Origin of the sequence: Providencia sp. PROV109 (genome assembly GCF_033681625.1) — a bacterium.
Lineage (GTDB): Bacteria > Pseudomonadota > Gammaproteobacteria > Enterobacterales > Enterobacteriaceae > Providencia > Providencia hangzhouensis.
On record NZ_CP096320.1, the window covers coordinates 3066654 to 3093488 of the forward strand.

A 26835-nucleotide genomic window follows, 5' to 3' on the forward strand; every position below is an offset into this window, starting at 1 on the left:
TCATGGAGTAACTGACATGACACAACATCATTTTGTTGAACTAAAAAATGTGACTAAACGCTTTGGCAACAATACCGTCATCGATGATTTAAGTCTTTCAATTCCGCAAGGTAGCATGGTGACCCTACTCGGCCCATCAGGCTGCGGTAAAACCACCGTATTGCGTTTAGTGGCTGGCTTAGAAAAACCGACTGAAGGCCGTATGTTTATTGACGGTGAAGATGTGACAGACCGTTCCATTCAACAACGCGATATCTGTATGGTTTTCCAATCTTATGCCCTGTTCCCGCATATGTCCTTGGGGGACAACGTGGGTTATGGCTTAAAAATGTTAGGATTACCCAAAGCCGAAATAAAAAAACGAGTTGACGAGGCATTAGAATTAGTTGATTTAGCTGGTTTTGCTGACCGCTTTGTCGACCAAATTTCTGGGGGACAACAGCAACGAGTTGCCTTAGCTCGCGCATTGATCCTTAAGCCAAAAGTGCTGTTGTTCGATGAGCCATTAAGTAACTTGGATGCAAATTTACGTCGTAGCATGCGTGAAAAAATCCGTGAGTTACAGCAGCAGTTTAATATCACCTCTTTGTATGTTACCCACGACCAAAGCGAGGCCTTTGCGGTTTCGGATATGGTGTTGGTCATGAATAAAGGGAAAATCATGCAACTCGGCTCACCGCAAGAGCTCTACCGCCAGCCAGCGTCAAAATTTATGGCCAGCTTTATGGGGGATGCCAATATTTTCCCTGCGACACTCAGTGCGGATTCCGTGGATATTTTCAATTATCGCTTACCACGCCCAGAACAGTTTGTTACTGATAAAACCGCGGTAACTGTGGGGGTTCGTCCCGAAGCTATCACGCTGAGTTTACAAGGTGAAGACAGCCAACGCTGTACAGTGACTCATGTTGCTTATATGGGGCCTCAATATGAAGTCACTGTTGATTGGCATGGCCAATCAATGTTGCTGCAAATTAATGCCACTCAATTACAACCTTCTGTCGGGGAAAACCTCTATTTGCAGATCCACCCATACGGCATGTTTATTCTTGAGTAATATCCCACTCTTTGAATAATACAAAATGTCATTAGGTAACAAGGGAAACTTAGCATTGTGAATAGCACATTCTCCCTTCGCCCATAAGGGCGGAGGGGGAATGTGCCCCATAAGAAAATAATCACTAAAAGCATATTATCGGTGACTTCAATATCAATTTTTATTTTTTTCTGAAAGTACAATTAACATACTTAACAAAATAAATAACATACCGATTATCATCGAAATTGTCATTGTCTCATCTAAAAGGTAGGATGAAATCATCACACTAATGATTGGTGAAATAAGAATTGAGTATGATGAAAGCTTTGCGCCACCATACTCTATCATATAATACCAAAGAACATAAACAATCACGCCATTAGCTATCCCCATATAGATAATTGGTATATATACACTCATAAAAAATTCAGAATGTATATTACTCAATATGTTTAAATCAACATTTAAAAATGGAATTAATAAAATAAAAAAAACAAATGATACTATATTTTGATAAAATACTTTTGAAGTTAGGTTTATTTTCATGGTAATTTTTTCAGATAAAATAGTTCCTAGTGCCCACATAAATGCACTTAATAAAATTATCATTTCACCAATACTTATACCAACTGGTGATATAAAGATAAAAATACCACTAATGCATAACAAAGATACAAATACTGACCGAGTTTCAATATGTTTATTTATTACACCCAATACAACTGTTGCCATTACTGGCATTGTATAAACAAGTACAGATGCCTTTACCGCTTCTGTATACTTTAACGCCAAACTATTTAATATAGGAACTAAAAAAATATTTAAAAAACCAAGTGGGATACTGTTTACAAACTCTCGAAAATTAAACCGACACCGACTAAAAAAGAAAAAACAAAGCACAAAAAAATAACTGAAATAATTAGGGAGTAGATTCTAAAAGCCCAAACACCTACTTGGTCAATCGCTAGTTTTGATATAGGAAATGCACTCCCCCATATGAATGATATTAAAATAGCACAAAGAAGTACTTTAATTTGCTTCATTATACCTCACAACTAATGCCATTCTTTTACTTGTTCTATTAGATGTCACTGTGGAAACGAAATGTGGGATTTTTCTTTTTTTTGTATCAAAAATTAAAATATTTAAATATGACGGGATAAAAGTATCTAAAATTGTCTTTTTATCCTTATCTAAAATCATCGTTAATCCTCCATAATTTGCTTCCCATTCCTTTGTTAGGTTAATTACAATACCTATCCCATCATCGGAGTCACAATGTGTAGTTAGAAAATCATCTTTATCAAACTTGCTTAAGTACATGTTTGATATAATATTTACTTTACTTCCTGTTAGGTTTTCTAAAAAGTTTTTAAATTTAACATCATTAACAACTGAAATTAAATCAGCAAAAATTATTTTTATTGAATCAGATAAGTTATCTACATTGATAACACTAACATTAGAAAATATTAAATTAAGACAGTCAACGTCAGTAGATTAATAAAAAATAATGCCACATAGATAATAAATATATTGGCAGTACATATTATTTGAATATATATATTTTTTAAATGCAATAAAAAAACAGCGTCTAAGTTTCCTTAAACGCTGATTTTAATAGCAGGATTAATTATAAAAACGCTTTATATGGCAATTCAGGTTCATTTTTGAAAATATCACTAAAGCCACGGAAATGTTGATAATGCATGCGGTCTTTATCTGTTGGATAAGTATATTTCCCACCCACTTGCCAGAAGAACGGGGCAAATTTATATTGCAAACGCTCTTTTTTCATATTCCACAAGACTTCAATTTCCCGCGGATCATTTTGGAAGTTAGCCCAAATATCATGGTGGAATGGAATAACCCGCTCGCAATCTAATGACTCTGCCGCACGTAAAATATCGGATGACGTCATTTTATCGGTCACACCACGTGGGTTCTCTCCATAGGAAAGCAATGCCACATCAATCTGATAACGGTTACCGTGAGCCGCATAATAGTTTGAATAATGTGAATCGCCTGAATGATAAATAGAGCCACCTGTTGTTTCAATCAGGTAATTCACTGCACGTGAATCCATACCATCTAAAATTTGCTTATCATAAGAAGAAACACCCTGTGGCAATGTCACTAGTGCCGTGCGGTCAAATGAGTCTAACACACGGATTTTCATATCCCCCACTTCCAGTACATCACCGACTTTGGCAACAACGCAACGTTCGGTTGGTACTCCCCATTTTATCCATAAATCCACACAAGCTTGAGGGCCAATAAATTTAACGTGGTCACCACAGTTTTGCATTACCGCAGCAGCGACATTGACATCGATATGGTCAGCATGGTCATGAGAGGCTAAAATTGCATCAACTTCTTTAATCGCAAACGGATCTAAAGGGAAAATCGCAGTACGTAAGTTTGGTTGTAGCGCTTCAACACCGCCCATACGCATCATTTGGTGTTGCTTATTCATGAGTGGATTTTTTTGCGTTTTTTTCCCTGTTCCACACCAAAAATCGATACAAACATTGGTATTTCCCTCACTCTTTAACCAAATACCTGTGCACCCCAGCCACCACATTGAAAAGGTATTGGGTTCAACAACCGTTTTTTCAATTTCTTCATTTAGCCACGTTCCCCACTCAGGAAACGTACTTAAAATCCAAGATTCACGTGTGATTTCATTTACTTTGCTCATAGTAACAATACCTTTTCTAGAATTTTAGATGTAGGAAGCCTGATGCCTTAATCGAGAAATTAAGGCATGGCAGCTGAATTTGTCTATATTAAAAAATCAGGTATTCGACGGAATTAAACCAGTATCACTCGCGTGCCCTGCTCGGCAATCGCTTTGATAACCTCAGCATTGGCATTTCTTCCAGTGATAAGAACATCTATCTTATTAGCTGGGCAAAATAACATTCCCGTTCGATGACCCACTTTGGAACTGTCTACAACAACGACTAATTTATCAATTTGGTCAAGCATTTGCTGCTCTGCTACCGCAGTTAACATATCCGCTTTGTATAAGCCAGCTTCCGTTAATCCTTTACCTGAAGTAAACATCCAGTTACCGGCATAGCCCATTAACGTGTTCAAAGCAGGATTCAAAAAAATGTTTTGTGCTTTGTTATACTGCCCACCGATTAAAATGACGTCATCATGGTCTTGGTCAATCAAATAACTCGCTAATGGAAAATAATTCGTCACAATTTGCACGTTTTTACCGCACAACTGCTGCCCTAACATAAACGCGGTTGAACCACAGTTAATTACAGCGCTTTCTCCCGGAAGACAAAGTTCTGCCGCTTTAATTGCGATTTCAGACTTTTCTTCATAGTGCTCAGTACTATTGATGTTTAACGGTGTCCACTTACGCTTTTTATTTTCAATACGTTCTGCGCCATTACGGACTTTTCGCAATTTACCTTGCCCATCTAACTTTGAAATATCACGACGAGCAGTTGCAGGAGACACACTAAATTGTTCGGTTATATGAGAAACATTGATCACTCGATGCGTTTCCAATAACGACAATATTTCATTGTGTCTTTGCACTTCATTCATAATCATCGCCTTATTAGTTAATAATCACGACCATGATGACATATGACTCAAAATGATTACTAGTGATTAGTTTTGATTCTATTTATCTCATCTAATATTGTCAACCTTTGCTTATGCAAAAAAACAATATTTGATTCAAGTAAAAATATCACATTGATATATATGGATATTTTAAATTTTACGTGATCAAGTCGCCATTTATTTATTTTTTTACTGGTAAAAAAACAGACAAATGCAAACAATCATAAAAGAGCAATTCGTGATTACATATGATCACATTTGATTTTTGCGGGATTGTTTAACCCCTTTAAATGATTATATCGCAATAACACCAGATACGATCAATATGAATCATCTCTGACCCAGATAAATTACAAATACAATTTGATTAGAGGTAAAAATATGGATTTTTTATACGACGCTTTCTATATTTTTTACAGCCAAGTAATGACAAAAGCGCCTCTATTATTAGGCTTAGTCACATTTATTGGTTATTGGCTATTAAAGCGCGATGGCACGACAATCCTCAAAGGGACAATCAAAACGATTGTTGGTTTTATGCTAGTTGGCGTTGGAGCCAGTACTTTAGTTTCCAGTTTTAAACCCGTAATAGAAAAAATGTCTGAATACCATGGACTTACGGGCTCAGTTATTGACCCATATACGTCAATGATGGCGACAATGGAAGCCATGGGTGATAACTATTCTTGGGTGGGCTATACCGTTTTATTAGCTCTCGCAATTAATATTGTTTTAGTCCTTTTTCGCCGCGTCACGGGTATTCGTACCATTATGTTGACAGGGCATATTATGTTTCAACAAGCAGGCCTAATCGCTGTTTTCTATTTTGTGCTTGGCTCAAGCATGTGGGAAACCATTTTGTATTCTGCGGTATTAATGGCGCTGTATTGGGGAATTTCTTCCAATATTATGTTTAAGCCAACGCAAGAAGTTACTGGCGGTGCCGGTTTTTCTATCGGCCACCAGCAGCAGTTTGCCTCATGGATAGCAACCAAAGTTTCCCCGAAATTGGGGGATAGAAAAGACAGTGTTGATAATTTAAAACTGCCCAAATGGCTGCATATCTTCCATGACAGTATTTCCGCTACTGCCATTGTGATGACCTTATTCTTTGGTGTGATCTTAATTTCCTTTGGTATACCTAATCTGCAAACCATGGCAGGGACCACCCACTGGACCATTTATATTATTGAAACAGGTTTAAAGTTTGCCGTTGCTATCCAAATCATTGTAACGGGTGTGCGAATGTTTGTTGCCGAGCTTTCTGAGGCCTTTAAAGGAATCTCCGAACGTGTCATTCCCAACGCTGTGCTCGCTATCGATTGTGCGGCAATCTACGCTTTCTCACCTAATGCGATGGTGTTTGGCTTTATGTGGGGGGCAATTGGGCAATTTGTTGCCGTTCTGGGTATGTTGGCATTTAACTCGCCAATTATGATTATTCCTGGTTTTATCCCAATGTTTTTCTCCAACGCCACTATTGGTATCTTTGCAAACCATTTTGGCGGCTGGAAAGCGGTTATGAAAGTCTGTTTTGTCATGGGCGTTATCGAGATATTAGGTTCTGCTTGGGCCATTGATCTTATCAATCGACAAGGTACTGAATTTAGCGGTTGGATGGGAATGGCCGACTGGGCATTAGCTTTCCCTGTCATTATGCAAGGTTTGTCTTTCTCTAAAATGTTCTTCTTTGTGGTTGTCGCCCTCTCCTTTGTCTATATGTACTTTGCCGCAAAAAAATTACGCGCTGAAGAAGACGCACAAAGTCCAACCGAAACTGAAATTCAGATCAATCAGAAAGCTGAAGCAGCCCCACTTGAAAATAGCGGCGCTAAACCTGTACGTATCTTAGCAGTTTGCGGTAATGGACAAGGCTCGTCAATGATGATGAAAATGAAAATTGGCCAGTATCTTGAGAAAAAAGGGATCCCACACATCATGGACTCCTGCGCCGTATCTGACTATAAATCAAAATTAACAGCCACTGATATTATCGTTTCCTCTAAGCATTTAAGCTCAGAAATGGACCCCGGTGATGGGAAATTTGTGCTTGGCGTACAAAATATGCTCAACCCTAACTCATTCGGTGATGAACTACTCGATATCATACATACTAATTTTATCGGAAATAAATAGCCTAAGTCATAGGAATAGATATCGCTCATAACGGTATCTACTCCCTTAACGTTGAAAAATAGGAAGGCAATGATGGGATTTAAACAATCACTAATCGACAATAATTCGATACAGCTACAAGCATCCGCTGATAACTGGCGTGATGCTATTAAGATAGGTACAGACCTGCTCATCGCTTCGGGGGCGATAAAACCCAGTTATCATGAGGCAATCATCAGCAGCGTCGAAAAACTTGGGCCTTATATTTGTATCGCGCCTAATTTGGCCCTTCCCCATGCAAGACCTGAAGATGGTGTACTAAAAACAGCCTTTGCTTTAGTCACACTAGACAAACCCATTATTTTTGATGGCGAGGATGAACCCGTTGATGTGCTGATCACCTTAGCGGGTAGCTCATCAGATGAACATATGGAAGGCTTGATGGAAGTGACTCGCGTTCTCGATGATGAAAACAGTGAAACCGGTGTCGATCTTGATAAATTACGTCGCTGCCGCACCATTGATGATGTTTATCAGGTTATTGACCAAGCATTATGCTAATTTAATGATAATAAAAAAGAATCATTAATTAGCAATAGAGGTAATCAACTATGTATAACGTATTAGCGCTTGATTTAGATGGCACAGTTTTAACTCAAGAACACACTATCCACCCAGCCGTCAAACAAGCCATTCACAAAGCAGCAAAACAATGCCATGTCATGATAGTCACGGGTCGCCATCATACCGCAGCTCGCCCCTATTATGATGAGCTTGGTTTAACCACGCCAATTATTTGTTGCAATGGTACTTATATTTATGATTACCAAAATGAAAAAGTTCTCACACACAATGCTCTCACCAAAGAGAACGCGCTCACTTTTATTGAACTGGCGCAACAGGACAAACTGAAAATGGTGATGTATATCACCGATGCCATGGTGTATTCAAAAATCGATCCCATCGATTACATGAGCGCGATGGAGCAATGGGCTAACGACCCAACCATGGCCCATCCGCCAAAAATTTATCGCATTGATTCATTTGAAGAACAAGTCCAGCACGCTGACTATATTTGGAAATTTGTCGTCGAAGGTGAACCGGCTACGTTAGAGCGCTTCTTAAACTCACCTTGGATAAAACAAACTTTTAATGCAGAAAAATCATGGTCAAACCGTTTCGATTTTGCTGCTAAAGGCAATAACAAAGGCACGCGTTTAGCTGAGTATCTTCATTCTCTGGGTTATGACTCGAAGCAAGTTATTGCTGTTGGTGATAATCACAACGATATCTCCATGATTAAGCTAGCAGGCTTAGGGGTTGCAATGAAAAATGCTGATGACACCGTGAAGTCCCATGCGGATTTCGTTTGTGCTACCGATAACAATGGTGATGGCCTTGCGCGTCTCATACATGAAAATATTTTAGGACAATCACAATGACAAAGCCTTTGATCCAAATAGCTCTAGACCAAACCAACTTACCGGCTGCACTCGAAGTGGCTGAAAATGTACACACTTTCGTTGATATTATTGAAGTGGGCACAATCTTAGCTTTTGCAGAAGGTATGAATGCGGTCGCGACTTTACGTCAAAAATATCCCAACCACATTCTAGTTTGCGATATGAAAACCACGGATGGTGGAGCCATTTTATCGAAAATGGCATTTGAAGCGGGAGCAGATTGGATCACAGTATCAGCGGCGGCACATATTGCCACTATAGCTGCCTGTAAAAAAGTTGCCGATGAGTTTAATCGTGAAATCCAAATTGAAATCTATGGTAATTGGACTTTTGACGATGCTAAAAATTGGGTTGAACTTGGCATTTCGCAAGCTATTTACCATCGTTCCCGTGATGCAGAACTCGCTGGTATTGGCTGGACCAATGAAGATATCGAAAAAATGCGCAAACTGTCTGATTTAGGACTAGAACTCTCAATTACAGGCGGGATAATTCCAGAAGACCTGCATTTATTTAATGGTATCAATGCAAAAGCCTTTATTGCTGGCCGTGCGTTAGTGGGTGAAAAAGGCCAAAAAACGGCGGAAGCACTAAGGGAACAAATTGACCGTTTTTGGAAATAGTAATTAGGAATAATTCTGACTCAAAAACCGACCTTTCCGTTTAAAACTCACTCGATTAAAATTCAGGCCAGCAAAATAGCTGGCCTTTTCAACAATCTATCAAACTTGTGATTTATTAACCTAATTGCTTACGTGCGTTACGGAAAATGCGCATCCACGGGCTATCTTCTCCCCAATTTTCAGGGTGCCATGAATTGCTCACAGTGCGGAAAACACGCTCAGGGTGCGGCATCATGATCGTTGCTCGGCCATCTTTCGAGGTCACCGACGTAATACCATTAACTGACCCATTCGGGTTAGCTGGATATTGCTCGGTTACCTGACCGTAGTTATTCACGAAGCGCATTGCCACCAGCCCATTATCTTCTAATTGCTGTAAATGTGCGGCTGCACGGGTTTCCACTTGCCCTTCCCCATGAGAAACCGCTATCGGCATACGAGAACCTGTCATATCTTGCAGTAACAGTGATGGGCTTTTTGCTATTTCAACTAAGCTAAAGCGTGCTTCAAAACGTTCAGAACGGTTACGTACAAAACGAGGCCAGAATTCAGCACCTGGGATAAGCGTATGTAAGTTCGACATCATCTGGCAACCATTACATACCCCCAGAGATAAAGTATCAGCACGGTTAAAGAATGTCTCAAATTCATCACGGACTTTATTGTTGAATAAAATAGATTTTGCCCAACCTTCACCCGCACCTAATACGTCACCATAAGAGAAACCGCCACAAGCCACTAATGCTTGGAATTGTTCCAAAGACAAGTTACCTGCGAGTAAATCACTCATATGCACATCAATTGCATCGAAACCAGCACGGTCAAAGGCTGCCGCCATTTCCACATGTGAGTTCACACCTTGTTCACGTAAAACAGCTACTTTAGGACGTACACCTGACAAAATAAATGGCGCAGCAATGTCTTCTTCAATGTCATAAGTCAATTTCACATTCAAACCTGGGTCTTGGTTATCCTGTTTCATTGTATGTTCTTCGTCGGCACACACTTCGTTATCACGCAAGCGCTGCATTTGCCAAGTCGTTTCAGCCCACCATTGGCGCAATAAACTGCGAGATTCGCGGTAAACAACCGTATCTCGGCTATTGATGATCACGGCATCATCTTGTATTGCAGAACCTAAATAATGAACACAGCCTGCAAGCCCTGCTTGTGCAAAACATTCTGCCACATACTCTCTATCGGCTTCATTAATTTGAATGACAGCGCCTAACTCTTCGTTGAATAATGCTGCGAGCGTGTCTTCATCAAAAGAGCTAATATCAACATTAATACCGCAATGACCCGCAAAAGCCATTTCCACTAAAGTGACGAATAAGCCGCCATCTGAGCGGTCATGATAGGCTAATAATTTTTGCTCGGATAATAACTTCTGAATGGTATTAAAGAAGCCAAGCAATACTTCAGGGCTACGTACATCAGGGGCTTTATTGCCTAACTGACGATATACCTGTGCGAGTGCAGAACCGCCCAGCGCGTTATGGCCTTGCCCGAGGTCAATTAATAACAAGGCATTATCATGACCTGTTTTTAACTCAGGTGTCACTGTTAAGCGGACATCTTCAACACGGCCAAATGCACTAATCACCAAGGAAAGTGGCGACGTCATTTCACGTTCTTCACCATCCTGCTGCCAACGGGTTTTCATTGACATGGAATCTTTACCAACAGGGATGGTTAGGCCTAGCGCAGGACAAAGCTCTTCCCCTACCGCTTTAACCGCTTCATATAAACCTGCGTCTTCCCCCGGATGCCCTGCCGCTGCCATCCAGTTTGCAGACAATTTAACGCGTTTTAAATCTTGCACATATGAACATGCAATATTGGTTAATGCTTCACCCACGGCCATGCGTGCTGATGCAGCGAAATCCACCAATGCTACTGGCGTTCTTTCACCAATAGACATGGATTCCCCATAGTAGCTATCTAAACTTGCAGCCGTTACTGCACAGTCAGCGACAGGAATTTGCCATGGGCCAACCATCTGATCACGAGCAACCATGCCTGTAACGGTTCGGTCGCCAATGGTAATTAAGAATGTTTTTTCAGCTACGGCTGGTAAATGCAGGACACGTTTCACCGCTTCATTTAAATTAATCGCTGTTCTGTCTAATGAATCCGGTTCCGCCTTTAATGTTTTTACATCACGCAACATTTTTGGCGTTTTGCCTAATAAAACATCCAGTGGCATATCAATCGGTTGGTTAGCAAAATGTTCATCATTTAATGTCAAATGACGTTCTTCAGTGGCTTCCCCAATCACTGCAAACGGCGCACGTTCACGCTCACAAATTGCGGTGAACACAGGAAGCTGCTCTGGTGAAACGGCCATTACATAACGTTCTTGAGATTCGTTACACCAGACCTCCAATGGGCTCATTCCTGGCTCATCATTGAGAATCTTACGTAACTCAAAGCGCCCACCACGGCCACCATCACTGACCAATTCTGGCATTGCGTTCGACAAACCGCCTGCGCCTACGTCATGGATAAATAAAATTGGGTTATCATCACCAAGTTGCCAGCAGCTATCTATGACTTCTTGGCAACGGCGTTCCATCTCTGCGTTATCGCGCTGTACCGAAGCAAAATCCAGGTCTGCATCTGATTGGCCCGATGCCATTGATGATGCAGCTCCACCACCTAACCCGATATTCATTGAAGGGCCACCGAGTACAATGAGTTTTGCACCGACCGTAATTTCGCCTTTCTGTACGTGGTCTGCACGGATATTTCCTATGCCCCCCGCTAACATAATCGGCTTATGATAACCACGTAACTCTTCTCCATTGTGGCTATTAACCTTTTCTTCATAAGTACGAAAATAGCCTAATAACGCAGGGCGGCCAAATTCATTATTAAATGCCGCACCGCCTAATGGCCCTTCCATCATAATATCCAAAGCGGTCACAATGCGCTCTGGTTTACCGAAATCTTCTTCCCAAGGCTGTTCAAAACCAGGAATACGTAGGTTAGAAACCGAAAAACCGACTAAACCTGCTTTTGGCTTCGCGCCGCGACCTGTTGCGCCTTCATCACGAATTTCACCACCAGAGCCTGTTGCTGCGCCTGGCCAAGGCGAAATCGCTGTTGGGTGGTTATGGGTTTCCACTTTCATTAAGATATGAGCATCTTCTTGGTGATAGCGGTAAGTGCGCCCTTCAGGCTCAGGGAAGAAACGACCAACAGGCGAACCTTCCATCACGGCTGCGTTATCTTTATATGCCGATAAAACGTGGTCAGGTGTTTTTTCAAACGTATTTTTAATCATTTTAAACAGCGATTTAGGCTGCTCTTCGCCATCAATCACCCAATCTGCATTAAAGATTTTGTGGCGACAGTGTTCTGAGTTTGCTTGAGCAAACATGTAAAGCTCAACATCCGTTGGATTACGTTTTAACCCGACAAAGGCCTCTAACAGGTAATCAATTTCGTCATCAGCTAATGCCAGTCCCATTTCCCTGTTTGCTGTTTCCAATGCAATACGACCACCCGCAATCACATCAATAGATTTCATTGGTGCTGGCTGGTGCTGCACAAATAATGCGCTCGCTTGTTCAAAAGAAGAGAAAATGCTTTCCATCATGCGATCGTGCAAAATAGCGATCACTTCATGCCACTGCTCTTGGGTCAGTGCATCACCTTGGACATAATAAGCAACTCCGCGTTCAATACGCTTGACTTGATTAAGACCACAGTTGTGTGCAATATCTGTTGCTTTTGAAGACCATGGAGAAATAGTTCCCGGACGAGGAGTCACTAAAATAAGCTTACCGAATGGGTCGTGCTCTGCCAGAGAAGGGCCGTACTTTAACAAACTGCTCAGTTTGCCTTGCTCACTATCACTCAACGGCGCCGAAACTTCAGCAAAGTGCATATACTCAGCATAGATATCCGTGACAGGAAGCTGTTTTTCTACAAACAGTGCCAAAAGGCGGGTAATACGAAATGCTGATAGAGCAGGTGAACCACGCAAAATTTCCATCGTCTTAATTTCTCTCTTTTAAACGCCAGCCCTGAACATGAAAGCAGGGAAACCGGAACACATTATAGAGCAATGTTCATCAATACGAAACCGTTTGCGTGATTAAAAATAAAGCGATTAGTTAAATATTATTCTGTGCTAAATACGATAATATAGGTTGCACCCTTCCTAAATGTTGAGCAAAATAGCCGACTACTGGAATTATAACCATTACTTAGCCATACTCTTTTATGGACATACAGCACCAGTCAATGCACGAGAAACTATTATTTGAATAACTTAAAAGTTAACTATTTAATTGTCGTGGTCATCGCGCTACTGGCTACTATGGTCATCGGTTTTAACGTCCGTTGGCCCAATACGCAGAATTCACAAATTAATAAAATTATTTCTCAAGGTGAATTACGTATTAGTGCCGTTAGCTCGCCACTAATCTATATTGATGAGCAAAAACAGCTGCGCGGGTTTGACTACGAGCTGGCTCAAGGCTTTGCCTCATACCTAGGAGTTAAACTCAAAATAACCATCCGCCCAACATTCGAGCAAATATTCGATGACCTTGAAAATGGTGATGCTGATATCGCGGTAGCGGGCCTGCTGTATAACAAAGACCGTTTAGCCAAAACGAAAACCGGTCCAAGCTATCTTAATGTTACTCAACAACTTGTATATCGCAAAGGAACAAACCGTCCCAAAAATTTCAATGAAATTAATGGTAAATTATTAGTTACCGCTGGCACAGCTCATGCAAGTACACTTAAAGAATTGTCCAAAGAATACCCAGACCTAAAGTGGGAAGAAACTTCAAAATACAATACCAGTCAAATCCTTGAAATGGTTGCTGATGGCGAGGTTGACTACACGTTAGAAGACTCTATTGCGGTTGCACTACAGCAACGTATTCACCCCCAAATTGCCGTAGCTTTTGATTTATTGGATGAACATGCTATCACTTGGTATATGCGTCGTAGCAAAGAAAACAGTTTAGACGCTGCGTTACTTGACTTCTTCAATCTCAGTCATGAAACCGAATTACTCGCACGCCTTAATGAAAAATATTTTAGCCATGTAGAATCCTTCGATTATTTCGACACAATGGCATTTATAAAGGCAATTGATAATAAACTTCCCGAGTATCAACCGCTGTTTGAAAAATATGCTCAGGTGATTGACTGGAAATTATTAGCAGCTATCGCATGGCAAGAGTCCCATTGGGACCCTTTAGCGACTTCGCCTACAGGTGTACGTGGGCTAATGATGTTAACCAAGCCAACGGCAACAACAATGGGTATTGCTGACAGGTTAGACCCAGAAGAAAGTATTAAGGGTGGTGCCGCTTATCTTGCTTATATTATGGAACGTTTACCTGAAACCATCGAAGAAGATGACCGCATCTGGTTCGCCCTTTCTGCCTATAATATGGGGTATGGGCATATGCAGGATGTACGTAAATTAACTGAAATGTTAGGCGGAGACCCTAACCGGTGGTTAGATGTGAAAGCTCGCTTACCTTTATTGACACAGAAAAAATATTACTCACAGCTCACTTATGGTTATGCACGTGGCCACGAAGCTTATCGTTACGTTGAGAATATTCGTCGTTATCATCAAAGTTTAGTTGGTTACTTACAAAGCCAAGAAAGAAAACAGCATGCACTTGATATTGCACAAAAATCACTTATTTATTTAATTTCACCAGAAAACCTGACAGCAGCTGAGTCTCAAACGATTCAAAATCAGTCCCCTATTCCTGAAAAAGTGAGTACTACGCATTTAGGTAAAATGAGTTCTGCAACGCAACCACCTAAAACACTTGAAGAAAAAAGACTACCATTAGGAAAGTATTTGCTTTCACTACATCCATCGCAAAATACCGATGAAACCGATGATAAAACGCCCATCACACCACTAAAAGCACCTGAGAAACCGTTATAAATCATGCTGAAATAAAATGGGAGCGCTAAAATTTACCATATTAGCGCTTTTGTTCTTTTTTTTGGGCTCTACGCAGCTTAAAAAAAGCACTCAGCATTGAAGAACATTGCTGTTCTAGAACACCACCAGTAACATCCACATAATGATTTAACCCTGCTTGCCCCATGATATCTAGGTAAGAACCACAAGCTCCAGTTTTAAAGTCCTTAGCACCATAAACTACACGGCTAATACGGCTGTGGATCATTGCACCTGCACACATAATACAAGGCTCTAACGTGACATATAAGGTGGTATCTAATAACCGATAATTTGATAGCTCTTGCCCTGCTTGTTGCAAAGCCATAATCTCAGCATGTGCAGTCGGATTGTGGTCAATAATAGAACGATTCCACCCCGAGGCAACCAAATGGTTATCTTTCACTAAGACCGCACCGACAGGAATTTCGCCAAGATCTTGTGCTTTTAGCGCAAGTTCAATGGCTTGTTGCATCCAATACTCATCAATTTCTATTTGTGTCACTCTTACCTCTAACCAATGCGTTTATACGTGATTATCCTTAAATGTTAGAATGACCGCAATTAAAATGCTTTTGCCTTTATAATAACAACCTAATTTTAATTGCTAAAAATCGCTAATTTAGCTGCAAAACCCATAAAGAAAGCGCCTACCGTACAATTTCCAAGTTTTGCAAGGAGCTGCTTTTCACGTAAAAAACGAGCTATCAAGTAACCACTAAAAATCAATAAGCTTAAGTATAAAAAACTGACTAATTCTAAGATCGTCGCGAGTACAAGATAAGGCACCCATGCATGAGAGTAATTAAAATCAACAAATTGTATAAAGAAAGAAATATAAAATAGAATTGCTTTCGGGTTTGTTAAGCTCAGCACTAAGGCTCGAGTAAAATGGTTTTCTGTTTTAGTTTTAATTGAAATAGTGTCAGTGCCGTCTTGATTCGACTTTTTATGCATAAATGTGCTATATAAAATCTTACAACCTAAATATAGTAAATAAGCAGCCCCTAAATAGCGCACTATCATAAATAATGTTGGAGAAGCTTTGATTACCGAAGCTACACCAATAAATGACAGGAAAATTAATATCCCATCCCCAGTAAATACCCCTAGAGCAGCACGATAACCAAACCGAGCCCCACTCGAAGTACTTGTTTTTAATACATATAATGAGTTAGGCCCTGGTACGATAATGATTAAAACAAGCCCAGCTAGGTAAGTCCAAAAGTTAAGAACACCAAGATTTTCGAACATATTTTCAACCCTTTATCTTTTTTATTATTTTTATCACAACTTTCAATCTTTGTGAATATTTATTCTATTTATTAGATATATGAAATGAACTAATAATAAAGATTATTTTAAATCTAACTTATTTATTTATGATAACTAGGCAATCAAATTATTATTCATTATTAATAGTAAAAGGAATAAATATATGGCTATCATTAGAAGATTGGTACAAGACGGTTCATTTGAAGAGTTTTATCCAACAACAATGACATTCAATGCCGCAAAACGTAATTATTTTTTAGGCCACTCAAAAGATAAAACTTACGTTGTCTATGCTATGGCTGATAATGGTAAAATTGAACCAAATGCTCCTGCGCAAAAAGGCAAATTAAGATCCTACCTTGGTAATATTCAAGCATTTTATGATACAGTAGATAATAAACAATACTTATATGGATATAATTTAAGCGAGAAAATCGTCGAATTATATGAAATTGACGATAAAGCTGGCATAAAACTACTCTATGTTGATGAATTTACTGTTGGAAGTACAATTCAATCGGCAACTCTATTTATCGCCAATGGCCTTATCCATATATTCAGTCAAGCTGAAAAAGATAAAAGCTGGAAAACTCATAGCTATAGCATCATATAATACCTTCCTTATATTACGTATATTTTATGACACCTTAAATTAGTCACAAGGGGTATTAATTTGCCCCTTATTTAAATAATCAACTTTAAAATCATATTTTAATAAAGAAAGAAAAGCGGTATAAGATCATCAACATTAAAACTTCACCACACTATTAACATTAGGTCTATTTAAATAAATAATCTTATCTTTCACCCTAGTTTCGATTATTTAGCATAGGTATATTTACATTCTTATCTTAATTCACTTTATTATTACATTCTAGTTTACTGATTATTTAAAAATAGAAAATAACGATCCAGATGTGAATACAATAACAGAAAAGGATACCAATATTCTGGTATAGCAAAAAATTGAACGCTAAAAATACAAATTTATCATTTAAATGATGTAAAACATCTACACTATGATTTGTTGTTACTTTTTTCAGGCTTTGCAGGTAAAATACATGGCATAAAAATATAAGAACCAAACGAAAGTAACGAATAGGTGCAAGGTATAAGTTACTAGTTTTTAACTTAATACAATGTAAATCACTGATATGTCTTTATTAATTACAAAACGCTGTATCAATTGCGATATGTGTGAACCCGAATGCCCAAATGATGCAATATTTATGGGTGACGAAATTTACGAAATTGACTCAACACTATGTACTGAATGTGTAGGCCATTACGACAAACCTACTTGCCAGTCCGTTTGCCCAATTACTAATACAATCATCACAGATCCTCAACATATCGAAACTGAAGAACAGCTTTGGGATAAGTTTGTTGCAATTCATCACGCCGATAAAATTTAGGTTTAACTTCACTTATATCCAATTATTTATCTAGTTATCCTTAAATGCTGCCAGTGATTTTTACTGGCAGCTCGGTATTACATTGATTCAAGAAATACTTTCTATGATAACTGTAGCAGATGCATAGTGACGTTCATCGGTAATAGAAACATGGTAATGCGTAACTTTTAACCGATTCGCCAGCTCCAATGCCTCCCCAGTTAAACTTAATAATGGTTTTCCCAATTTATCATTGGTTACTTCAAATTGGTTAAAGGCTAAACCATTACGGATCCCTGTTCCTAATGCTTTTGCTGCGGCTTCTTTGACAGCAAACCGCTTTGCTAAAAAACGAGCTGGCTTTGATTGCTGTTGATATTGGGCTAATTCATTCTCAGTTAGAATTCTTTTCGCCAGACTATCACCGGTTCGTTCAAGCACCGACTCAATTCGAGCAATCTCAACAATATCCGTTCCTAATCCAACAATGGCCATTATTTACGTGCTTCTAATAAGATTTTTTTCATGTCAGTAACCGCTTGAGCTAACCCACTAAACAAAGCACGGCCAATAATTGCATGGCCAATATTAAGCTCATAAATTTCAGGTAACTGTGCAATACGTTGAACGTTATGGTATGTCAAACCATGACCCGCATTAACTTTAATACCTTTACTCGCCGCATATACGGCACCATCACGAATACGGCGAAATTCTAACTCTTGCTCTTGTTCTGATTTAGCATCAGCATAAGCCCCTGTGTGAATTTCAATAAATGGTGCACCACACTCTTGTGCTGCATCAATTTGCTGATGATCCGCATCAATAAATAATGAAACGAGAATGCCCGCGTCAGTCAGACGTTTTACAGCATCAGCCACTTTCTGTTTTTGGCCCGCAACATCTAAACCACCTTCAGTGGTTACCTCTTCACGCTTTTCTGGCACTAAACAGCAAAAAGTAGGTTTGATGCGGCACGCAATTTCAATCATTTCATCAGTTACCGCCATTTCAAGATTCATACGTGTTTGAATAGTTTCATTCAACAGAGTGATATCTCTATCTGTAATATGGCGTCGATCTTCGCGTAAATGCACTGTAATGCCATCAGCGCCTGCTTGCTCCGCAACAAATGCAGCTTGTACAGGGTCTGGATATTGAGTTCCTCTTGCATTTCTAACCGTTGCAATATGGTCGATATTTACGCCTAACAAAAGCTCTGCCATTTTTTATTCCCCATTAATAAACACTAACAAACTCATCTACCTACTATCCTACTGTAATTTTCTCCTTTGAGGGAATAAATCTCTCACCATTCGAAGCAAATTCCAATCTGTATATCCTGTTTCAGTATTTGTATTTTATTTTTGCGAAGCGCTTCGTAAGATTTTGTACCAGTGAAATAAATGTATTGTCTGAAAGAGCCAGTTCCGCTAAAAAGACACATGAGAAAAGGATATATTGCAGTAATCGAGGTGTAACAAACTAGATAAAAAATAAAATGAAAAACAATTTTAGCTCTGTTTGTTATGTGTAACTGGCGAGTAAGTAAACTGTCGAAATAATTCTCTGCTTTTTAAAGGTTTACCGCCTAAATATGGTTTTAAAGCAAGTCGGGTAAAACGTTTTGCTGCTTTGAGCGTATCTGCGTCAGGAAATTCTCGACTCGCCAATGCCTTAAGTTGTTTACCCGTAAAACTAAGCTGGTCAACAACCAAGCTACCAATAAACCCTTTTTCTTCTCTATACCGGTAAGTCATTGTGTCAGAAACGGGCTCTCCGCTGCCAGCACAATGTAAAAAATCAACACCATAACCAAGGTAAGAAAGCAGAGCCAATTCAAACCGACGCAATGCAAATTCGGGAGTGTGCTCACTTGCGGCAAGGATCTGTAAGCATGAGAGGTAATCAAAAAATAGTGAGGAATATGGTGTACCAAATTCTAATACACGTGCGGTTAATTCATTAAGGTATAAACCACTATATAGAACGGTTCCCGTTAAAGGGAGAGCCAAAGACACAGGGTCGGCATTAATTAAGGTTTTGATTTCACCTTTGCCTCCCCAACGGATTAACAAAGGTGTGAAGGGCTGTAAACAGCCCCTTAATGGTGAACGATTACGGCGAGCGCCTTTTGCAAGTAAACGTATTTTTCCTTCGCCTTCAGTAAAAAAATCGAGCAATAAACTCGTTTCACTGTAAGGCCTTGAATGGAGTACAAACGCACGCTGCCAACCACTCACTTTGCCACCTACTACTTTAGGTCGTCAACATAACCCAGGCTACGTAATGCTCTTTCGTCATCAGCCCAGCCAGATTTAACCTTAACCCAAAGCTCAAGGTGTACCTTGTTATCAAACATTCTTTCCATATCGATACGCGCTTCGGTACCAATGGTTTTCAGTTTGCTCCCTTTGTTACCAATAACCATTTTCTTTTGGCCTTCACGCTCAACAAGAATTAAGCCATTGATATGGTAAATACCCGCTTCTGTTACCTTAAATTGTTCAATTTCGACGGTTACCGAATATGGCAGTTCATCACCCAAGAAACGCATGAGCTTTTCACGGATAATCTCAGATGCCATAAAACGCTGAGAACGGTCAGTAATATAGTCTTCAGGAAAATGATGAATAGCTTCAGGTATATGTTGTTTAACAATTTTAGCAATTGTATCCACACCAGTACCTTTTTCTGCACTGATAGGAACAACATCTAAAAAATTCATTTTCTGACTGATCATACTGATATGTGGCAACAGTATCGTTTTATCAGTCACATTATCAATTTTGTTAATTGCCAATATAACAGGGCAACGCAAGCTAGATAACTTAGTCAGTACCATTTCATCATCAGCGGTCCAATTAGTTCCTTCAACAACAAAAATAACTAATTCAACATCACCAATTGAACTGGATGCAGCGCGATTCATTAAACGGTTAATTGCACGTTTTTCTTCAATATGAAGTCCTGGGGTATCAACATAAATAATTTGGTAATTATCTTCTGTGTGGATCCCCATAATACGATGGCGAGTCGTCTGTGGCTTTCTCGAAGTAATCGAAACTTTTTGCCCCAGTAATTGATTCAATAATGTCGATTTACCGACATTTGGCCGTCCAACTATGGCAACAAAACCACAGTGGGATTGTAATTCACTCATTCAAGCTCCAAAATTTTCAATGCTTGCTCTGCTGCTGCTTGCTCCGCTTTACGACGGCTTGAGCCAACGCCATTAATCGGTTGGTCAATACCACTGACTTGGCAGTGGATCGTAAATTCTTGATCGTGAGCTTCACCTTTAACCTGAACAACCAAATAATTAGGTAGTGGTAAATGGCGTCCTTGCAGATATTCTTGTAACCTTGTTTTCGGGTCTTTTTGCTTATCACCCGGACTGATCTCAACCAGTCTACTTTGATACCAATCTAAAATAATTCTTTCGATCGTTTGGATATCACTATCTAAAAAAATACCACCGATCAGTGCTTCAACAGTATCAGCAAGGATAGATTCGCGACGAAAACCACCGCTTTTTAATTCCCCCGGCCCTAAACGTAAACATTCACCGAGTTCAAATTCGCGTGCGATTTCTGCTAATGTATTTCCGCGTACAAGCGTTGCTCGCATACGACTCATATCCCCCTCGTCTACCTTTGGAAAACGGTGGTATAAGTCATTTGCAATCACAAAACTCAAAATCGAGTCACCTAAAAATTCTAGGCGTTCATTATGTTTGCTGCTTGCACTTCTATGTGTCAATGCTTGGATTAATAACTCGTTCTGTTTGAATTGATAACCAAGCTTACGTTGTAATCTTTCTATTAAAGAGGGGTTCATGTGCGCCCAACCATTTTTATTTGATAAAAAAGCACACGCAACAGACCTGTAAAATGCACCATTTTACAAAACTGTTGCGTTTGCACTGACTCCGAATCCTCCCGCATTTTTTGCAGCTCAGTGAAACTAATTATAAAAATCCATTAGTTACAATAAGTTAAAATGGGAGAGTTAATAATTGGGGAGCCAATAATATTAATTAATCTATATTGTACACTGGGTAAAACAATAATGCTTCGGATAATACGGGTTTTCAAACGAAAACCCGTATTTGTAACATTTAGTTAGACCCACTAACCAAATTATAGTGGACCAATTCGACTAAAGCGAATACCTGTCGGCCATTCATTTTCTTGCTTATCAAGACTTAACCAAATAAATACCGCGCGACCAACTAAATTCTCTTCCGGCACAAAGCCCCACATACGGCTGTCAGAGCTATTATCCCTGTTGTCACCCATCATAAAATAGTGCTTTTCAGGAACAATCCATTCATTCTTTGGCATACCTGGTTGCAAATATTTTGCTTCCGTAATTGCTTGACGAATAATCAAAATTTGATGCTCAACCGTATCCAATTTTTCACTACGTTCGTATTGACGCAATGCATTTCTTGGTAGAGGTTGGTCTAATGGAATTTCATAATTGCCCTTTTGGTTATCAACAACAGAACCGATATCAAGGAACATTGTCCATTCACTCGGCGCCAGAGGACCATAAACAATAGGTAAGGTCTCTGTACATTTGTTATCTGCACAATTAGGGTAAATTGTGAGTTCTTTTGCATCTGGGTTATAAATAATTTTATCACCCGGCATTCCAATAACTCGTTTTACAAAATCAACATTAGGATCTTTAGGGTATTTAAAAACTGCGATATCACCACGTTTCGGTTTACCTGTTTCGATTAATGTCGTTTGTGTGATTGGATCTTTCAAACCATAAGCAAATTTCTCAACCAACATAAAATCGCCAACTAACAACGTTGGCATCATTGACCCTGAAGGTATTTGAAATGGCTCATAAATAAATGAACGCACAATCAGTACAATCGCTAACACAGGGAAAATAGACGACCCTGTTTCAAGCCATGATGGACGGCGGACAGCATTTGCCACATCCGCCTCACTCACTGCGCCATTTGTTGCATCCTGTAACTGCTTAAGTTTTGCTTTACGCGCAGGTGCAAATTTAAACTTGTCTAAACACCATATAATCCCAGTGATTAATGTTGCCAGTGTTAGGATCAAGGCAAAGGTGTTAGCCATTGAGACTCCTTGTAAACTTAGTCTTTACCAACATGCAATATAGCAAGGAACGCTTCTTGTGGTAGCTCAACGTTACCAACTTGCTTCATGCGTTTCTTACCATCCTTTTGCTTCTGTAACAGTTTTTTCTTACGGCTAACGTCACCGCCATAACACTTAGCAAGTACGTTTTTACGCAGTTGTTTAACTGTAGAACGAGCAATAATGTGGTTACCGATCGCAGCTTGAATCGCAATATCGAACTGCTGACGCGGGATCAACTCTTTCATTTTTTCAACCAGTTCACGGCCGCGATATTGAGAATTCGCACGGTGAGTGATCAAGGCCAAAGCATCTACACGCTCATTGTTGATAAGAACATCAACACGCACCATGTCTGATGCTTGGAAACGTTTAAATGCATAATCTAAAGATGCATACCCACGAGACGTTGATTTTAAGCGGTCGAAGAAATCCAATACCACTTCTGCCATTGGGATTTCATAAGTCAACGATACTTGATTACCATGATAGACCATATTGGTCTGAACGCCACGTTTCTCAATACAAAGTGTAATAACGTTACCTAAATATTCTTTAGGCATCAGCATATGACACTCTGCGATTGGTTCGCGTAATTCTTCAATATTGTTCAATGCCGGTAGCTTAGATGGGCTATCGACATACACGATATCACCATTGGTCTGCTGCACTTCATACACTACAGTTGGCGCAGTGGTAATCAAATCAAGGTCATATTCACGTTCTAAACGTTCTTGAATGATTTCCATGTGCAGTAAGCCAAGGAAACCACAACGGAAACCGAAACCTAGCGCAGTAGAAGTTTCTGGCTCATAAAATAAAGACGCGTCATTTAGACTTAACTTACCTAGTGCATCACGGAATGATTCATAGTCATCAGAACTGACTGGGAATAAACCAGCGTAAACCTGTGGTTTAACCTTTTTAAAACCAGGTAATGCTTTATCTGCTGGATTACGAGCCCCTGTTAGCGTATCCCCAACTGGGGCACCAGTGATGTCTTTAATTGCACAAACTAACCAGCCCACTTCACCGCAACTCAAAACATCACGGTCGATTTGCTTAGGTGTGAAAATACCGAGGCGATCTGCATTATATACTTGCCCGGTGCTCATCACTTTAATTTTATCGCCTTTTCTCAATGTTCCGTTTTTAATACGGATCAATGAAACAACGCCTAAGTAGTTATCAAACCACGAGTCAATAATAAGTGCTTGCAAAGGCGCATCCGCATCCCCAATCGGAGGTGGGATCTCTTTAACAAGGCGTTCAATCACATCTTGAACACCAATACCTGTTTTTGCAGAGCAGCGAACTGCATCATGCGCGTCAAGGCCAACAATATCTTCTATTTCATCAGCAACACGCTCAGGATCTGCAGCGGGTAAATCAATTTTATTTAAAACCGGAACCACTTCTAAATCCATTTCGATAGCGGTATAACAGTTTGCCAAGGTTTGAGCTTCAACGCCTTGCCCTGCATCAACCACCAGCAAAGCACCTTCACAGGCTGCTAATGAACGAGATACTTCATAAGAGAAGTCTACGTGACCCGGGGTGTCAATGAAGTTTAATTGGTAAGTTTCACCATCTGACGCTTTATAATCAAGCGTCACGCTCTGTGCTTTAATAGTGATCCCACGCTCACGCTCTAAGTCCATCGAGTCTAAAACTTGTGCCGCCATTTCGCGGTCGGTTAAGCCACCACAAATTTGAATAATGCGATCTGACAAGGTCGACTTACCATGGTCGATATGAGCAATGATGGAAAAGTTTCTTATATTATTGATTTTCAAGGTAATATCTTCTTTTAAATTGCCTTACAAAATCAGTTTTGTGCAAGTATCGCGACAAAACTAAAATGCTATGATTATCACAAGATTGTTAATTAGCAGCATTTTACATATAAGAACCCGCTAACACAAAGATTCAATGTAAAACAACTGTAAACCTGCATCAGGTTAATAGGTTAGTCGTCATAATTCATCATTAATACAAACCACATCAACCACGCTTATAGCCATAATCAATCTATTGTAATTTCTAACTCAAAACAGACAAAATATGTTAATGACTTTATTAGCCATAATACTATTTGTATGTTAATTAATTCTAATCCACAAAAAAGGGAAACATATGTTCCCCTTTCTATTGATAATATCAAATTAACCTTCTAACTCAACATATTGAAATTTAACAATTAATTTGTACTGAAAGCTCGCTCGGAGGCAACCCTATCTGTAAAACAACAGGTTGAAAAGCTTCATCATCGCGCAAATTTGACGCTAGCCTACGCGCGACATAAAAACCAATAATACCACCAATTACACCTGAAATCGCTATCCAGAACTGCTCAAAATCAAACGCCTGCGCTAAGCCTGCAAAAATAAACAACCCCAAAATGGGTGTTAAGTAAACTAACAGCGCTGAGCGAATTAAACTCCCCTCAGGGATGCCCACTTCAATTTTCTGCCCTTCAACTAGTGGTTGTTCAATTGCGATTTCTAATTCATGTTCCGTATTTGGCCCAATTTTGCTTAAAGCATAAGAACCACAGGTTTTACGAGCACCGCAACTACCACAGCCAGATGAAGAACCATAGCGCAATAAAGCCCTACCGTTTTGCCAACGGACTACTGTTGCCCACTCTTTTACCATAATTTACTCCCGAAACTGAATACTACCTGCTACCACTTGTGCTGTTGCTAATGGTAATTCACCAATGATAGTGATGACATTTTGCTTTTGCGTCATTGTGTAAATAGTTCGACGCCCATTTTGAAGCGGTTGATCGAGTAACGGGCCTTTAGTCGATTTTGTCACATTTACAGAAAAGGTAAATAAACCATCACTAAACATTGCGGTTTCTACCACGTCATCTTCAGCTAATTTTCGCGAAGAACGGGATATTTCTTCAAAACCAGGTGGTAACATGCCAACTTGCCACTTAAAGGAAGGATTTCCATTTTTAGGGGAAATCAATAATGGCGGCATATTCACCTTACTTAACGCAAGTAATGAATCCTTAACTGTTTGGCTATCTAGCACCGTCGAGATCACACGAAATTGTTCTAATGTTTGGCTATTATTATCGAGAAGGTCGATACGTAATGGCAATTTCGTTTCTTCATCGATCAATACTACATAGTTAAACCGAGAATTGTCTTTCGATATTATGCGAATTACTAATGCTGGCCTATCGCCAATGTGGGTCCGCCCTGCATCAATAAAATTATAATAAGGTTTAATCTGTTGATAATTGGCAAAAACTACTGATGGTAAATTATCAACTATATATTTACCATTTAAGCTGAATGCATCAAAACCAGGTTCAAAGTAACTGATGCTATTGCCTTTTTGAACAATTTCACGACGCGATGAATCCATTTGGATCATTTGTGAAACAGGTTCACCATTAATGATGGCATGGCGGTAACGTACAGGTGTTATTGATTGCGGACTGAATGTCATATAAGACATTTCGTAAGAGAGGTTCTGGGCAGCATTTCCCATTTCTTTAAAAAGAACATCGGCATCTAGTTCAGATGCCGAAGCTTGATTAGAAATAATCAGGCTGCCCGTCAGGCAGATGACGGATAACCATTTGTTCATTATTGCAATTTAACTCCTGCTGAAGACGCAGGTTTTACAGACTCTTGATATTGCTGGTTAAGCATCGAGCGTCTTTCAATTTCATACTGTTGCAGCATCGCATTAATACGTTGATTTTGTTGCTCAACTTGTTGAATTTGCTGCTCATTACCAAATAATTGGTTATCTGAGATATTTAAGCTAACTGGCGCCCCGCTACCAACAGGAATAGTATTAAACATTGGCTCATCAACCGGTGAGTCAACGGCATTACTTTGGTTGTATTGTTGAACCCCAACAATAACCGCCAAAGACACACAAGCTGCAACACCAATTTGAGTCAGCTGGCTCGCCCAAGGACGAATTTTACCCCAGAATGGGAAAGCCCCCCAAGTCGCAGGCTCTGGCTGCGATTCGACAACTACCTGAGGATTAATACGCACAGCTTCATTCTCTAATGCTGCCGCAACTTTACTTGCAATATCGAAGTGCATGACTTCATTAGTATCGTTACGCAGAGTATCACGAATAAGATGATAGCTCTCCCAACGTTGTTTTAACGTTGAATCACGTGAAATAGCGTTGACCAGTTCTAAGTCTAGTACTTCGCCATCCATCATTGCGGAAAGTTTCTCTCTTTGCATGCCCAATTACCTTCA

The 26835-nt window shown here is 39.7% G+C and carries 25 protein-coding genes; 8 read left to right on the forward strand and 17 right to left on the reverse strand.

The features are described from left to right. Positions 1-16 precede the first annotated feature (16 nt). Positions 17-1057, forward strand: a complete 1041-nt coding sequence (gene fbpC, locus M1F25_RS14140) for a ferric ABC transporter ATP-binding protein (protein WP_036959014.1) — start codon at positions 17-19, stop codon at positions 1055-1057. A 153-nt stretch (positions 1058-1210) separates the two neighbouring features. On the opposite strand, the gene M1F25_RS14145 is transcribed toward fbpC, so the two are convergent. The 4 genes from M1F25_RS14145 to ulaR form a co-directional block, all read right to left on the reverse strand. Then, positions 1211-1939, reverse strand: a complete 729-nt coding sequence (locus M1F25_RS14145) for a DMT family transporter (protein WP_232368684.1) — start codon at positions 1937-1939, stop codon at positions 1211-1213. A 129-nt stretch (positions 1940-2068) separates the two neighbouring features. Next, positions 2069-2362 carry a 2OG-Fe(II) oxygenase family protein gene (locus M1F25_RS14150; RefSeq protein WP_094961698.1) on the reverse strand — a complete coding sequence of 98 codons (294 nt, stop codon included), beginning with the start codon at positions 2360-2362 and terminating at the stop codon, positions 2069-2071. Between the two features lie 310 nt (positions 2363-2672). Beyond that, entirely contained in the window at positions 2673-3740 is a 1068-nt protein-coding gene (ulaG, locus tag M1F25_RS14155; protein WP_004264959.1) for an L-ascorbate 6-phosphate lactonase, read from the reverse strand. A gap of 113 nt (positions 3741-3853) precedes the next feature. Continuing rightward, positions 3854-4609, reverse strand: coding sequence for an HTH-type transcriptional regulator UlaR (ulaR, locus tag M1F25_RS14160; protein ID WP_036959016.1), 756 nt, complete (start codon positions 4607-4609; stop codon positions 3854-3856). Between the two features lie 402 nt (positions 4610-5011). Here ulaR and M1F25_RS14165 point away from each other — a divergent pair, with 402 nt between their 5' ends. The 4 genes from M1F25_RS14165 (at position 5012) to M1F25_RS14180 (ending at position 8831) form a co-directional block, all read left to right on the forward strand. Continuing rightward, complete coding sequence (locus M1F25_RS14165) at positions 5012-6766, forward strand: PTS ascorbate-specific subunit IIBC (protein ID WP_094961695.1); 1755 nt, start codon at positions 5012-5014, stop codon at positions 6764-6766. 72 nt (positions 6767-6838) lie between these two features. Further along, complete coding sequence (locus M1F25_RS14170) at positions 6839-7306, forward strand: PTS sugar transporter subunit IIA (protein WP_094961694.1); 468 nt, start codon at positions 6839-6841, stop codon at positions 7304-7306. A gap of 50 nt (positions 7307-7356) precedes the next feature. Continuing rightward, entirely contained in the window at positions 7357-8187 is an 831-nt protein-coding gene (locus M1F25_RS14175) for a Cof-type HAD-IIB family hydrolase (RefSeq protein WP_004264964.1), read from the forward strand. Next, positions 8184-8831: a 3-keto-L-gulonate-6-phosphate decarboxylase UlaD gene (locus tag M1F25_RS14180; protein WP_110591972.1), complete on the forward strand. Its 648-nt coding sequence runs from the start codon at positions 8184-8186 to the stop codon at positions 8829-8831. Before M1F25_RS14175 ends, M1F25_RS14180 begins: the two co-directional genes overlap by 4 nt. A gap of 115 nt (positions 8832-8946) precedes the next feature. Here the strand turns inward: M1F25_RS14180 and purL are convergent, their stop codons facing one another. Continuing rightward, positions 8947-12834, reverse strand: a complete 3888-nt coding sequence (gene purL, locus M1F25_RS14185) for a phosphoribosylformylglycinamidine synthase (RefSeq protein ID WP_112308262.1) — start codon at positions 12832-12834, stop codon at positions 8947-8949. Between the two features lie 270 nt (positions 12835-13104). Between purL and mltF the strand changes: the two genes are divergently transcribed. Further along, positions 13105-14769 carry a membrane-bound lytic murein transglycosylase MltF gene (gene mltF / locus M1F25_RS14190; protein ID WP_050763803.1) on the forward strand — a complete coding sequence of 555 codons (1665 nt, stop codon included), beginning with the start codon at positions 13105-13107 and terminating at the stop codon, positions 14767-14769. Between the two features lie 40 nt (positions 14770-14809). On the opposite strand, the gene tadA is transcribed toward mltF, so the two are convergent. Both tadA and leuE read right to left on the reverse strand, forming a co-directional pair. Continuing rightward, positions 14810-15292, reverse strand: coding sequence for a tRNA adenosine(34) deaminase TadA (gene tadA, locus M1F25_RS14195; protein WP_004264969.1), 483 nt, complete (start codon positions 15290-15292; stop codon positions 14810-14812). A gap of 95 nt (positions 15293-15387) precedes the next feature. Then, complete coding sequence (gene leuE / locus M1F25_RS14200; protein WP_140172294.1) at positions 15388-16041, reverse strand: leucine efflux protein LeuE; 654 nt, start codon at positions 16039-16041, stop codon at positions 15388-15390. 184 nt (positions 16042-16225) lie between these two features. On the opposite strand from leuE, the gene M1F25_RS14205 reads away from it, so the two are divergent. Both M1F25_RS14205 and M1F25_RS14210 read left to right on the forward strand, forming a co-directional pair. After that, positions 16226-16675, forward strand: a complete 450-nt coding sequence (locus M1F25_RS14205; RefSeq protein ID WP_004264971.1) for a hypothetical protein — start codon at positions 16226-16228, stop codon at positions 16673-16675. A 541-nt stretch (positions 16676-17216) separates the two neighbouring features. After that, positions 17217-17477 carry a YfhL family 4Fe-4S dicluster ferredoxin gene (locus tag M1F25_RS14210; protein ID WP_036959019.1) on the forward strand — a complete coding sequence of 87 codons (261 nt, stop codon included), beginning with the start codon at positions 17217-17219 and terminating at the stop codon, positions 17475-17477. An 87-nt stretch (positions 17478-17564) separates the two neighbouring features. Here M1F25_RS14210 and acpS read toward each other — a convergent pair whose 3' ends face one another. The 10 genes from acpS to rseA all read right to left on the reverse strand — a co-directional run bounded on the left by acpS (position 17565) and on the right by rseA (position 26820). Then, a complete protein-coding gene (acpS, locus tag M1F25_RS14215) occupies positions 17565-17951 on the reverse strand; it encodes a holo-ACP synthase (RefSeq protein ID WP_140172293.1) in 387 nt (128 codons plus the stop codon). After that, positions 17951-18682, reverse strand: coding sequence for a pyridoxine 5'-phosphate synthase (gene pdxJ / locus M1F25_RS14220; RefSeq protein ID WP_180312562.1), 732 nt, complete (start codon positions 18680-18682; stop codon positions 17951-17953). Before pdxJ ends, acpS begins: the two co-directional genes overlap by 1 nt. Positions 18683-18970: 288 nt before the next feature. Beyond that, the gene (gene recO, locus M1F25_RS14225) at positions 18971-19699 is read right to left on the reverse strand and encodes a DNA repair protein RecO (protein WP_004264975.1); all 729 of its coding nucleotides are present in this window, start codon (positions 19697-19699) and stop codon (positions 18971-18973) included. A gap of 11 nt (positions 19700-19710) precedes the next feature. After that, positions 19711-20619, reverse strand: coding sequence for a GTPase Era (gene era, locus M1F25_RS14230; RefSeq protein WP_004264976.1), 909 nt, complete (start codon positions 20617-20619; stop codon positions 19711-19713). After that, positions 20616-21296, reverse strand: coding sequence for a ribonuclease III (gene rnc, locus M1F25_RS14235; RefSeq protein ID WP_004264978.1), 681 nt, complete (start codon positions 21294-21296; stop codon positions 20616-20618). Before rnc ends, era begins: the two co-directional genes overlap by 4 nt. 302 nt (positions 21297-21598) lie before the next feature. Further along, a complete protein-coding gene (lepB, locus tag M1F25_RS14240; protein WP_004264979.1) occupies positions 21599-22564 on the reverse strand; it encodes a signal peptidase I in 966 nt (321 codons plus the stop codon). 17 nt (positions 22565-22581) lie between these two features. After that, a complete protein-coding gene (lepA, locus tag M1F25_RS14245; RefSeq protein ID WP_036959062.1) occupies positions 22582-24375 on the reverse strand; it encodes a translation elongation factor 4 in 1794 nt (597 codons plus the stop codon). 403 nt (positions 24376-24778) lie between these two features. Next, entirely contained in the window at positions 24779-25243 is a 465-nt protein-coding gene (rseC, locus tag M1F25_RS14250) for a SoxR-reducing system protein RseC (protein WP_004264981.1), read from the reverse strand. Between the two features lie 3 nt (positions 25244-25246). After that, positions 25247-26197 carry a sigma-E factor regulatory protein RseB gene (gene rseB, locus M1F25_RS14255; RefSeq protein ID WP_004264982.1) on the reverse strand — a complete coding sequence of 317 codons (951 nt, stop codon included), beginning with the start codon at positions 26195-26197 and terminating at the stop codon, positions 25247-25249. Then, positions 26197-26820 (reverse strand): anti-sigma-E factor RseA, encoded by a 624-nt coding sequence (gene rseA, locus M1F25_RS14260; protein WP_110591977.1) that lies wholly within the window; start codon positions 26818-26820, stop codon positions 26197-26199. The genes rseB and rseA overlap by 1 nt, the downstream gene beginning before the upstream one ends. Between the last annotated feature and the right edge of the window lie 15 nt (positions 26821-26835).

Coding starts and splice junctions, on each gene's coding strand:
- fbpC (WP_036959014.1), top strand. CDS start 17: ATGACACAACATCATTTTGTTGAACTAAAAAATGTGACTAAACGCTTT.
- M1F25_RS14150 (WP_094961698.1), bottom strand. CDS start 2,362: ATGTACTTAAGCAAGTTTGATAAAGATGATTTTCTAACTACACATTGT.
- ulaG (WP_004264959.1), bottom strand. CDS start 3,740: ATGAGCAAAGTAAATGAAATCACACGTGAATCTTGGATTTTAAGTACG.
- ulaR (WP_036959016.1), bottom strand. CDS start 4,609: ATGAATGAAGTGCAAAGACACAATGAAATATTGTCGTTATTGGAAACG.
- M1F25_RS14165 (WP_094961695.1), top strand. CDS start 5,012: ATGGATTTTTTATACGACGCTTTCTATATTTTTTACAGCCAAGTAATG.
- M1F25_RS14170 (WP_094961694.1), top strand. CDS start 6,839: ATGGGATTTAAACAATCACTAATCGACAATAATTCGATACAGCTACAA.
- M1F25_RS14175 (WP_004264964.1), top strand. CDS start 7,357: ATGTATAACGTATTAGCGCTTGATTTAGATGGCACAGTTTTAACTCAA.
- M1F25_RS14180 (WP_110591972.1), top strand. CDS start 8,184: ATGACAAAGCCTTTGATCCAAATAGCTCTAGACCAAACCAACTTACCG.
- purL (WP_112308262.1), bottom strand. CDS start 12,834: ATGGAAATTTTGCGTGGTTCACCTGCTCTATCAGCATTTCGTATTACC.
- leuE (WP_140172294.1), bottom strand. CDS start 16,041: ATGTTCGAAAATCTTGGTGTTCTTAACTTTTGGACTTACCTAGCTGGG.
- M1F25_RS14205 (WP_004264971.1), top strand. CDS start 16,226: ATGGCTATCATTAGAAGATTGGTACAAGACGGTTCATTTGAAGAGTTT.
- M1F25_RS14210 (WP_036959019.1), top strand. CDS start 17,217: ATGTCTTTATTAATTACAAAACGCTGTATCAATTGCGATATGTGTGAA.
- acpS (WP_140172293.1), bottom strand. CDS start 17,951: ATGGCCATTGTTGGATTAGGAACGGATATTGTTGAGATTGCTCGAATT.
- pdxJ (WP_180312562.1), bottom strand. CDS start 18,682: ATGGCAGAGCTTTTGTTAGGCGTAAATATCGACCATATTGCAACGGTT.
- era (WP_004264976.1), bottom strand. CDS start 20,619: ATGAGTGAATTACAATCCCACTGTGGTTTTGTTGCCATAGTTGGACGG.
- rnc (WP_004264978.1), bottom strand. CDS start 21,296: ATGAACCCCTCTTTAATAGAAAGATTACAACGTAAGCTTGGTTATCAA.
- lepB (WP_004264979.1), bottom strand. CDS start 22,564: ATGGCTAACACCTTTGCCTTGATCCTAACACTGGCAACATTAATCACT.
- rseC (WP_004264981.1), bottom strand. CDS start 25,243: ATGGTAAAAGAGTGGGCAACAGTAGTCCGTTGGCAAAACGGTAGGGCT.
- rseB (WP_004264982.1), bottom strand. CDS start 26,197: ATGAACAAATGGTTATCCGTCATCTGCCTGACGGGCAGCCTGATTATT.
- rseA (WP_110591977.1), bottom strand. CDS start 26,820: ATGCAAAGAGAGAAACTTTCCGCAATGATGGATGGCGAAGTACTAGAC.